Raw genomic sequence first — 9773 nt, forward strand, 5'->3', positions numbered from 1 at the left:
AGTGTGATCAGGAGGGTGTTGAGTTCAGTTTTCACACACCGGGGTTAACACCCTCCGCCAGCCATTAACAGCGTCCACGCCGCATCAACGACGATCAGGGCAAACGGACTCACTCATCTAGGCTGGGCGAATGCTCTCGGCCCTCGTCGCACTCGCCGGCGCCCTCGTCTACGGCTCGGCGGACTTTCTCGGCGGACTCGCAGCGAAGCGCCTGCGCTCGATCGTCGTCACGGCGGTGTCGGCGTGCGCCGGCCTCGTCGCGCTGGTTCTCGCTCTGCCGCTCCTGGGCGGCGTGTGGAGCGCAGCCGACGTCGCGTGGGGCATCATCGCGGGCGTCTTCGGCATCGTCGCCGTCGCGCTGCTCTACGCGTGCCTCGCGATCGGGCCGATGAGCATCCTGTCGCCGCTCACCGCCGTGGTCTCAGCCATCGCCCCCATGCTGTGGGGACTCCTGGTCAACGGCGAGACGCTCTCACCCCTGGGGTACGCGGGCCTCGGCGTCGCCCTCGTCGCCGTGGTGCTCGTGGGGTTCATCCCGGGCGAGAAGGCGGTGCGGCCATCGGTGCGCGGCATCGTCATGGCCGTCGGCGCGGGGGCAGCGATCGGCGGATTCCTCATCGTGATCGATCAGACCAGCCACGCGAGCGGGCTCGTGCCGCTGGTCATGAGCCGCGCGACCAGCAGCGTCGTCACCGGTGCGCTCGTGGCCGGGCTCGCGATCGCCGCCGTGCGGCGCGGGCGGGAGGCGGCATCCGTCCTGGACGTCTCGGCGCCCGCGGTCGGCGTGATGCCCAGCGGCCACGCCGACCTCGAGCACGTGTCGATGGCGCCACCCGCGCGGGTGCTCCCCGATCGTGCGCGCGCGCTCTGGCTCGCGCTCGCGTGCGGGGTGCTGGATGCCGCCGCGAACGCGATCATGCTCGTCGCGCTCCGGCTCGGCGACCTGTCGATCGTGTCGGCGCTGACCGCGCTGTACCCGGCCGGGACGATCCTGCTCGCGGCGATCGTGCTGCGCGAGCGCATCGCGACGGTGCAGTGGGCCGGACTCGCCCTCGCGCTCGTCGCGGGCGCACTGCTCGCGGTCGGCTGACGCGGCGGCCGATGACGCGACCCGGCGGGTCAGCCGCGGGCGAAGAGCAGCACCCACGACCCGGCGAGCGCCAGGATGCCGAGCGCCGCAAGGCTCGCGGCGAGGCTCGCGGTGAATCGCACGCGGCGTGAGGTGCGCTCGAGCCGCACGCGATCGTTCGACCCACGGCGGGCGTAGACATCGGCGGCGTCCTTGCCGGCGAGCGCTTGATCGTCGTGCGGCGACAGCCTCGCCTCGCCGACGCGGCCGTCATCGGCGAACCAGCGGGCGACGCGGCCGCCGTCCGCGTCCTCGATGACCACGTGGACCGGCGCCCAACTCCCGTCGACGGCGCGCACCACCAGTGCGAGGATGCCGAACACGACACCCGCGCCGATTCCGACCCACGCGAAGATCTCGAGGACGGCATCGAGCACGTGATCCATCCGGCCTCCCCGTGGTATCGAAAAGGCCCGGGCGAACCCGGGCCGTTTCTGTTCGAGCCACCTAAGGGAATCGAACCCTTGACCTATTCATTACGAGTGAATCGCTCTGCCGACTGAGCTAAGGTGGCGCGCTTCGCTTGCGCGTTGCACGATCATCGATCTTACAGGTTCGCGAGACCACTCGCGAACCAGGCCCGGCCCCCGAGCGGGTCCGGACTGCTCGCGTCCGCGCTCACTCGCACCGCAGGCCGTCTTCGGGCACCGTTGCGTCGATGAAGAAGGAGTCGATCGCGTCGTCGACGCAGGCGTTGCCCTTGTTGTAGCCGGTGTGCCCCTCGCCGACGCGGGTCACCAGCACACCCGACGACAGCTGCTCGGCCAGCGACACCGACCACGCGTACGGCGTCGCCGGGTCGTTCGTCGTGCCCACCACGACGATCGGCGCGGCGCCCTCCGCGGTGATGGGCTCGCGCACCCCGGTCGGCGGGTACGGCCACTGCTCGCACGGGTCGGGACCGAGGTTGAACTCTGCGATGGTGGGCGCCTCGGCGCGCATGAGCGCCTCGGCGGCGGCCTGCTCCTCATCGGTGGCGTCCAGCGGATAGTCCATGCAGTTGTACGCCATGAACGCCTCGGTGCTGTTCGTCGTGTACACGCCGTTCTCGCGGTCGTAGTAGAAGTCGGCGAGGATGAACGCGAACTCCGCGTCGCCGGCCAGCACGTCGGTGAGGGCCTGCGTGAGGTAGGGCCAGTTCTCTTGCGAATACAGCGCCGTGATGACGGAGGTGTTGAGCGAGTCGGCGCCGAGGAGCCGCCCGTCCGCCGCGGGGATCGGCGAGCGATCGACGCTCGCGTAGAGCGTGTTGAGGTCGGCCAGGGCGTCGTCCACCGTGCCCGAGAACGGGCAGTCGTCGCCGCTCAGGCAGTCTGCCATGTAGGCCCGCAGCGCAGACTCGAAGCCGATGATCTGGGTCGTGCCGATATCCAGCGACGGGATCGACGGGTCGACGGCCCCATCGAGCACGAGCCGCCCGGCCCGCTCGGGGAACAGGTTCGCGTAGGTCGCGCCGAGCGAGGTGCCGTACGAGTAGCCGAGGTAGGTCAGGGTGCGCTCGCCGAGCACGGCGCGCAGCAGATCGAGGTCACGCGCCGCGTTCTCGGTCGTGATGAACGGCAGGATGCCGTCGCTGTTCTCGTCGCACGCCTGGGCGAAGTCCGCATTCGCAGCCTCGAGCTCGGCGGTCCACTGGTCGCTGTTGCGCTCCCCCGCCGGGATGTCGAACAGGAACGAGTCCATCGCGGGCGCATCGAAGCACTGCACCGCCGTGGAGGCCTGGACGCCGCGCGGATCGAAGCCGACGATGTCGTATGCCGCGCGCAGCCGCTCGCTCGTCGCGTACGTGATCGAGTCGCGCACGAAGTCCACGCCGCTGGCCCCGGGGCCACCGGGGTTGATGAACAGCGCGCCCTGCGACTGTCCCGTCGCCCGGTGCCGGATGATCGCGAGGTCGATGTCGCGGTCGCCGGGGTTCTGCCAGTCCAGGGGCGCGACCACGGTCGCGCACTCGAACTCGTCGCCGCACGAGTCCCAGGTGAGGCTCTGGCCGTAGTACGGCAGCAGCTCGGCCGCGACGTTCTCGGTGTCGGGGCTCTTGGTCGGCGACGGCTGCGACTCGGGGATCATCGAGTACAGGCATCCGGACAGGACGAGGGATGCCGTGGCGAGGCCCGCCATGACGATGGCGAGGCGCCGCGCGCGGCGGGCGATGTTGGCGGTCACAGGGTCCTCCCACTGGCGACGGTGACGAGCATGCTTTCGAGGGCAAGGGTCGGCGCGACGTTCTGATCGAGGTTGCGGCGCGTCTCAGACACGCGGTCGAGCACGACCAGGGTGCGCTCGGTCGTCCACGCCGCAGCGAGAGAGCGCAGCTCGGGCTCGAGCTCGCAGTTGACGAGATCGTCGTCGCGGCCGAACTGCAGCACGACGACGTCGCGGAACATCGACTGCAGGTCGGTGAGCACCCGGTCGATGCCGTCGCGAAGGCTCCGCGTCGCGCGGCGCTTCTGGTCGTCTTCGAGCGCGGTGAGCTGCGAGCGCACCGCCGGGGGCACCGGCGAGCCGGGAGCGATCCCCAGCGTGTGCAGCAGGCTCGCGCGCTCGGCCTCGTCACGCTCGGCGGTGAGCGCCTTGGCGTCGTCGGTCGCGGCCTGCACGATGCGGCCCGCCACCTCGACGGCGTCGCCCACGCCGCGCACGGCCAGTGCGCCGCGCAGCGTCGCGTCACGGCGCGCTCGGGCGGCGGCATCCGTCGCCAGCCTCTGGGCCATGCCGATGTGGCGTTGCGCGTGCCGTGCGGACTGCTCGGCCGTCGCGATGTCGACCCCGGTGCGCCGCGCGATCAGTCGCGCGACCTCGGCGACGTCGGGCTCGCGCAGGCGGAGCGTGCGCACGCGGGATCGGATCGTCGGCAGCAGGTCGGCGTCGCTGGGCGCGCACAGGATCCAGACGGTGCGCTCGGGCGGCTCTTCGAGGGCCTTCAGCAGCACGTTCGACGTGCGCTCGGCCATGCGGTCGGCGTCTTCCATCACGATCACGCGGTGCCGACCCAGCGACGGGCCGAAGTACGAGCGCTCGACCAGGGCGCGGGCGTCTTTGATCGAGATGATCACGCCCTCGGTGCGCAGCGCCGTGAGATCGGGGTGGGTTCGGGCGAGCACCTGGCGCATGGTCTGCTCGTCGCCGGGCTCGGCGATCAGGGCGGCGGCGAACGCGTAGGCGAGCGTCGAGCGGCCCGATCCGGGCGGGCCGGTGATGAGCCACGCGTGGGTCATGCTCTGCGAGTCGGATGCCGCGGCCTGCAGCACCTCGACGGCGGCCTGCTGACCCCACACCGCGCCCCAGGGCAGCTCGGCGAGGTCGGCGTCGGCCGTGGCATCCATGGTGTTCAGCCTAACCGGGGGCACCGACGCGAAGCGGATCCGCTCCCCCGTCGAGGAGCCGGCTCACACGATCGCGGATGGCCGCGGCCAGCTCGCCTTGCGGACGTGCCGCGTCCAGCACGAGGAAGCGCTGCGGCTCGGCCGCGGCGAGCGCGAGGAACTCGGCGCGCACGCTGTCGTGGAACGCCGCCTTCTCGGCCTCGAGCCGGTCGAACGGCTTGTCGGCGGCGTCGAGGCGTCGGCGCGCGGCGGCCGGATCGAGGTCGAGGAGCACGGTGAGGTCGGGAAGAAGACCCTCGGTCGCCCACAGCGACAGCCGCCGCACCTCGTCGCGACCGAGCACCCGGCCTGCGCCCTGGTAGGCCACCGACGAGTCGAGGTAGCGGTCCTGAATCACGACCTCGCCGCGGGCGAGTGCGGGACGCACGACCGTCGCGACGTGGTGCGCCCGGTCGGCGGCGTACAGCAGCGCCTCGGCGCGGGCATCCACTTCGCCGCGGTGGTGCAGCACGATGTCGCGCACGAGGACGCCGACCTCGGTGCCGCCCGGCTCGCGCGTGCGCACGACCGTGCGCCCCCCGGACTCGAGCCACTCCTGCAGCAGCGCCGCCTGGGTGGTCTTGCCGACCCCGTCGCCGCCCTCGAAGGTGACGAACACGCCGCGGTCTGCGCGCGGCGTCATGGCACCCGACTGCTGCGCCCGGTCGGCGTCATGCGCGCCGCCGTCACCGCGCGAGGTCACTTCTTCGCCGGTGTCTTGCGGGTGGTCGTCGTGCGGCGCGCCGCCGTGCGCTTGGGCGCGGGACCCTTCGCGCGCTTGTCGGCAAGCAATTGGACAGCCCGCTCGAAGGTGACCTCCATCGCATCCTCGCCGCGCGGGATGGTCGCGTTGGTCTCTCCGTCGGTCACGTACGGGCCGAAGCGGCCGTCCTTGAGCTTGATCGGCTTTCCGCTGGTCGGGTCGGCCTCGAACTCCTTCAGCGCCGAACTGGCGCCGCGGGCACCGTACTTCGGCTGCGCGTAGACGGCCAGAGCCTCATCGAGCGTGATGTCGAAGATCTGCTGCTCGCTCTGCAGAGTGCGCGAGTCGGTGCCGCGCTTGAGGTACGGGCCGTATCGGCCGTTCTGCGCGGTGATCTCGGCGCCGGACTCGGGGTCGACGCCGACGACGCGGGGCAGTTCCAGCAGGCGCAGCGCCGTCTCGAGGTCGACGGTCTCGACGTTCATGGATTTGAACAACGACGCGGTGCGCGGCTTGGGCGCGGCATCCTTCTTCGCGCCGCGCTTCTTCGGCGCCTCGACGACCTCGCCCGTCGCCTCGTCGACGAGTTCCGGCTCGACCGGGTTCTCCTCCTGCACATAGGGCCCGAACCGGCCGTCCTTGACGACGATGATCTTGCCGTTGGCGGGATTCTCGCCCAGCACGCGGTCGCCGGCGATCGGGGCGTCGATGAGCTCCTGCGCCTTGGCGGGCGTGAGCTCGTCGGGCGCGAGATCTTCGGGGATGTTGACGTTGCGCGGCTTCGCGTCGGGGTTCGCGGGGTCGGTCACCTCGAGGTACGGGCCGTACTTGCCGAAGCGCAGCGTGACGCCTTCGGCGATGCGCGTCGAGTTCAGCTCGCGCGCGTCGATCTCGCCGAGGTTCTCGACCACGTTGCGAAGCCCCACCTGCTGGTCGGAGCCGAAGTAGAACTCGTTGAGCCACTCGCTGCGCTTCTGCTCACCGCGGGCGATCGCGTCGAGGTCGTCTTCGAGCGCCGCGGTGAAGTCGTAGTCGACGAGGTCGGAGAAGTGCTGCTCCAGCAGTCGCACGACGCTGAACGCCAGCCAGCTCGGCACGAGCGCCTGCCCGCGCTTGGTGACGTAGCCGCGGGCGAGGATCACGTCGATGATGCTCGCGAACGTCGAGGGCCGGCCGATCCCCTTCTCTTCGAGCGCCTTCACGAGGCTCGCCTCGGTGTAGCGGGGCTTGGGGGTGGTCGAGTGGCCTTTGGCCTCGGTGTCGCGCAGACGCAGCGTGTCGCCGACCGCGAGCGTCGGGAGCGACTGGTCCTCGGCTTTGTCGGCGTCGCCGCGCTTCTCGTCGCGGCTCTCTTCGTACGCCTCGAGGAAGCCTTTGAACGTGTAGACGGTGCCCGATGCGGTGAATTCGGCCTTCTCGCCCGCGGCATCCGCCACCAGGGTCACGGTCGTCGTCTCGTACTTGGCGTCGGACATCTGGCTGGCGAGCGTGCGCTTCCAGATGAGGTCGTACAGACGCAGCTGGTCGCGGCTGAGGGCGCCTGCGACCGACGACGGCGTGCGGAACGCCTCGCCTGACGGGCGGATCGCCTCGTGCGCCTCCTGTGCGTTCTTGCTGTTGTTGCGATACGTGCGCGGGTTCGCCGGCACGGCCTTGTCTCCGTACAGTTCGACGGCCTGCGCGCGCGCGGCCTGAACCGCCTGCGTCGACAGGGCGGTCGAGTCCGTGCGCATATAGGTGATGTATCCCTCTTCGTACAGCGACTGCGCGACGCTCATCGCGTGCTTCGCGCTCATCGAGAGCTTGCGCCCGGCCTCCTGCTGCAGGGTAGAGGTCGTGAAGGGAGCCTTGGGGCTGCGGGTTCCCGGCTTCGCCTCGATCGATGAGACGGATGCCTCGCCCGCCGCCTCGACGGCCGCCGCGAGCGCCCGTGCCCGCGCCTCGTCGAGCACCAGCACGGCCTTCTTGAGCCGGCCGTCGTCGTCGAAGTCGGTGCCGCGGGCCAGGGGCGCCCCGTCGACGCGCGCGAGGCGGGCCGCGAAGTCGTCGGCGCCCTTGATCGCGGTCGTCGCCAGATCCCAGTACGACGCCGATACGAACGACATGCGCTCGCGCTCGCGGTCGACGACCAGTCGTGTCGCGGCGGACTGCACGCGGCCCGCCGACGTGCCCTGCTGCACCTTGAACCAGAGCACGGGGCTGACGTCCCACCCGAACAGGCGGTCGAGGATGCGGCGGGTCTCCTGCGCGTCGACGAGCGCGAGGTCGAGTTCGCGGGTGTTGTCGACGGCGGCGCGGATGGCCTCCTTGGTGATCTCGTGGAACACCATGCGCTTGACGGGAACCTTGGGCTTGAGGGTCTCGAGCAGGTGCCACGCGATGGCCTCGCCCTCGCGGTCCTCATCGGTGGCGAGCAGGACCTCGTCGGCGTTCTTGAGCGCGCGCTTGAGCTCGGCGACCGTCTTGGTCTTGCGCGCGTTCACGACGTAGTAGGCGTCGAATCCGTTGTCGACGTCGATCGAGTACTTGCCGTACGCGGCCTTCAACTCGGCCGGAATGTCCTTCTTGTCCGCCAGGTCGCGGATGTGACCGACGGAGCTGAGCACCTCGTAGCCGTCGCCGAGGTATCCCTGAATCGACTTCATCTTCGTCGGTGACTCGACGATGACGAGTTTCTTGCCTGTAGCCAACGGGGCTTCCTCTCTTCGACGCACACCATACACGCCGGATCCTGTGAACCGCGCGCCGCCGCCATCAGGGTTCGGCCCGGGAGCGCGCGGCGCGATGCCGAGCCGCGACGCTAGAAGTCGCCGCCGGGGTACACGTCTTCGGGGAGGGTGAAGCAGTGCGACGCGGAGAGTATCTCGAACTGATCGGGCTTCGCGGACGGCCCGGCGAAGTAGTGCTCCTCGCCATCGGACGAGACGATCTCGGCCACCGTGGCGCCGTCCAGGGTCGTGTACGGGGCCGCGGTGAATCCGTCGCGGCCCTCGAACCGAGCGATCACCTTCTCCACGAGCGCCTCGGCGTCCGTGCCGGGCACGAGGTGGACCACGGTCTGACCCGTCCACTGATGACGGCCTCCGCTGCAGCCGAGCAGAGTTCCCGTCTCCGCCTGATCCGTGGACTCGATCGAGTCCGCCGGGACGACCCGCGCGATCTCGAGCTCCATGGATTGGGTGGCCGCTTTGGCGTCCTGCCATGTCGCCGTGTCATCCATGGCTCCTCCTTCGTCGCCGCACGCGGCCAATGACAGCAGCATCGCGATCGCGCCGCACATCGCAACGACCTTCACCCGCGCGTTCCTAGCCATCCAGCCATCTCTGCAGATCGAAGAGAACACGGAAGTTGGAGGGGGTGTTCTGTGTGATCAGGTTGTGGTTGTCCACGAGCACGCCGAGGGCCCTCCCGTCGTACGTGGTCACGGGTCCATCCATGGTGTGCACCGTCACCGGATCAAGATACTTGTCGTCGGGTCCGCGGTAGTACTCGCCGTGCTCGAACGCGGGGTTCGTGCGCGGGTTGTTTCCGTCCCAGACGACGCCGAGGCCCTGTCCGGACTGCAGGATGTCGCGGAATGAGAGATCCAGGTACGTCGTCTGCGGGTTCTTCTGCCATTCGGGGAGCATTCCCGCACCGGACAGCGACACCACCTTGTCGTAGTGCGCGCCGGCGACTTCGGACGAGGTCACGTTCGCGAGCCCCCAGCTGTGTCCGATCGCGACCTGTCGGGCCGCTCCCAGCACCGGATCGGACCGCATCCCCGCCTCGAACGAGGCGAGCTGCTTCCCGGCGCTCCGGGCGCGGTCGGCGTCGTTCGCCTCGCCGATCCTCAGGGCGTTCATCCCACCGGTCGCCGTGTCCTCGCCGGGGAAGAGGCCGTCCTTGTAGACGAACGCGATCGTGCCGGGGACTTTGTCGGTCAGGTGTTTCGAGACCTGCTGGACTCCGCCGTCGTAGAAGTTGAACAGGCTGGTGTAGGTGCCCGGCCCGGAAGTGACGACGGTCGTCGTCGTTGCGGAGGGGGCGCCGATCATCTCGATGATGCGTGACGCGTCGTGGTCGTACAGGTAGAGCTGCACGGTGCCGGCGACGACCCTCTCGAGGTACTCGGCCTCCTTCCGAAGGCGCGCGACACGCTCGTCGTCACGGTCGGGATCGGTGGCGAGGATGCGGTCGATCCGGGTGATCCGATCCTGTGCGTTGACGCGGTTCGCGGCGACGCGGTCGATCCACCGATGGCGAGGCGGAGCGGCATGTACCCGACGATGTGATCTCACTCCCGGCAGCGTGACGACGCCTCGTACTCTAGACAAGTCCTATTCTCCCAGACCAGGAGCACTTTCTACGTCTACGCCATGACCACCCCATCCCTCAACGACGAAAGCCCGAGGCCAGTTCGGGAAGCGAACAAGGCTTGTTGAAACCCGCAGCGGGTGGAACAGCACTCGCGCTAGATGTTCTTCCCATTGACGTTGTGGACGCGGTCGATGGGTGCTTGGCCTCCGATGCCGGTGTGGGGTCGATGGTGATTGTAGTGGTGCAGCCAGGCGGGGTAGCTTGCGGCTCGCTGCTG

9 protein-coding genes and 1 tRNA gene are annotated in these 9773 nt (G+C 69.5%); 1 reads left to right on the forward strand and 9 read right to left on the reverse strand.

The annotated features are described in order from the left end of the window. Window positions 1–130: 130 nt before the first annotated feature. Window positions 131–1090: an EamA family transporter gene (locus AB1K54_RS17125; RefSeq protein ID WP_371203975.1), complete on the forward strand. Its 960-nt coding sequence runs from the start codon at window positions 131–133 to the stop codon at window positions 1088–1090. Window positions 1091–1119: 29 nt separating this feature from the next. On the opposite strand, the gene AB1K54_RS17130 is transcribed toward AB1K54_RS17125, so the two are convergent. The 9 genes from AB1K54_RS17130 to AB1K54_RS17170 form a co-directional block, all read right to left on the reverse strand. Next, a complete protein-coding gene (locus AB1K54_RS17130; RefSeq protein WP_371203976.1) occupies window positions 1120–1515 on the reverse strand; it encodes a hypothetical protein in 396 nt (131 codons plus the stop codon). 55 nt (window positions 1516–1570) lie between these two features. Continuing rightward, window positions 1571–1643, reverse strand: a tRNA-Thr gene (locus tag AB1K54_RS17135). A 104-nt stretch (window positions 1644–1747) separates the two neighbouring features. After that, on the reverse strand, window positions 1748–3250 hold the full coding sequence (locus AB1K54_RS17140; RefSeq protein ID WP_371203982.1) for an alpha/beta hydrolase: 1503 nt from the start codon (window positions 3248–3250) through the stop codon (window positions 1748–1750). A gap of 41 nt (window positions 3251–3291) precedes the next feature. After that, the gene (locus AB1K54_RS17145) at window positions 3292–4455 is read right to left on the reverse strand and encodes a DNA polymerase III subunit delta' (protein ID WP_371203977.1); all 1164 of its coding nucleotides are present in this window, start codon (window positions 4453–4455) and stop codon (window positions 3292–3294) included. Between the two features lie 10 nt (window positions 4456–4465). Then, window positions 4466–5137, reverse strand: a complete 672-nt coding sequence (tmk, locus tag AB1K54_RS17150; protein ID WP_371203978.1) for a dTMP kinase — start codon at window positions 5135–5137, stop codon at window positions 4466–4468. Between the two features lie 56 nt (window positions 5138–5193). Beyond that, window positions 5194–7887, reverse strand: coding sequence for a type I DNA topoisomerase (topA, locus tag AB1K54_RS17155; RefSeq protein WP_371203979.1), 2694 nt, complete (start codon window positions 7885–7887; stop codon window positions 5194–5196). A 110-nt stretch (window positions 7888–7997) separates the two neighbouring features. Further along, window positions 7998–8417 (reverse strand): hypothetical protein, encoded by a 420-nt coding sequence (locus AB1K54_RS17160; RefSeq protein ID WP_371203980.1) that lies wholly within the window; start codon window positions 8415–8417, stop codon window positions 7998–8000. An 85-nt stretch (window positions 8418–8502) separates the two neighbouring features. After that, window positions 8503–9477: a hypothetical protein gene (locus AB1K54_RS17165; RefSeq protein ID WP_371203981.1), complete on the reverse strand. Its 975-nt coding sequence runs from the start codon at window positions 9475–9477 to the stop codon at window positions 8503–8505. Between the two features lie 173 nt (window positions 9478–9650). Next, on the reverse strand, window positions 9651–9773 hold a 123-nt coding region (locus AB1K54_RS17170; RefSeq protein WP_371203983.1), incomplete at its 5' end, for an integrase core domain-containing protein.

Source organism: Microbacterium sp. BWT-B31 (assembly GCF_041379855.1).
Lineage (GTDB): Bacteria > Actinomycetota > Actinomycetes > Actinomycetales > Microbacteriaceae > Microbacterium.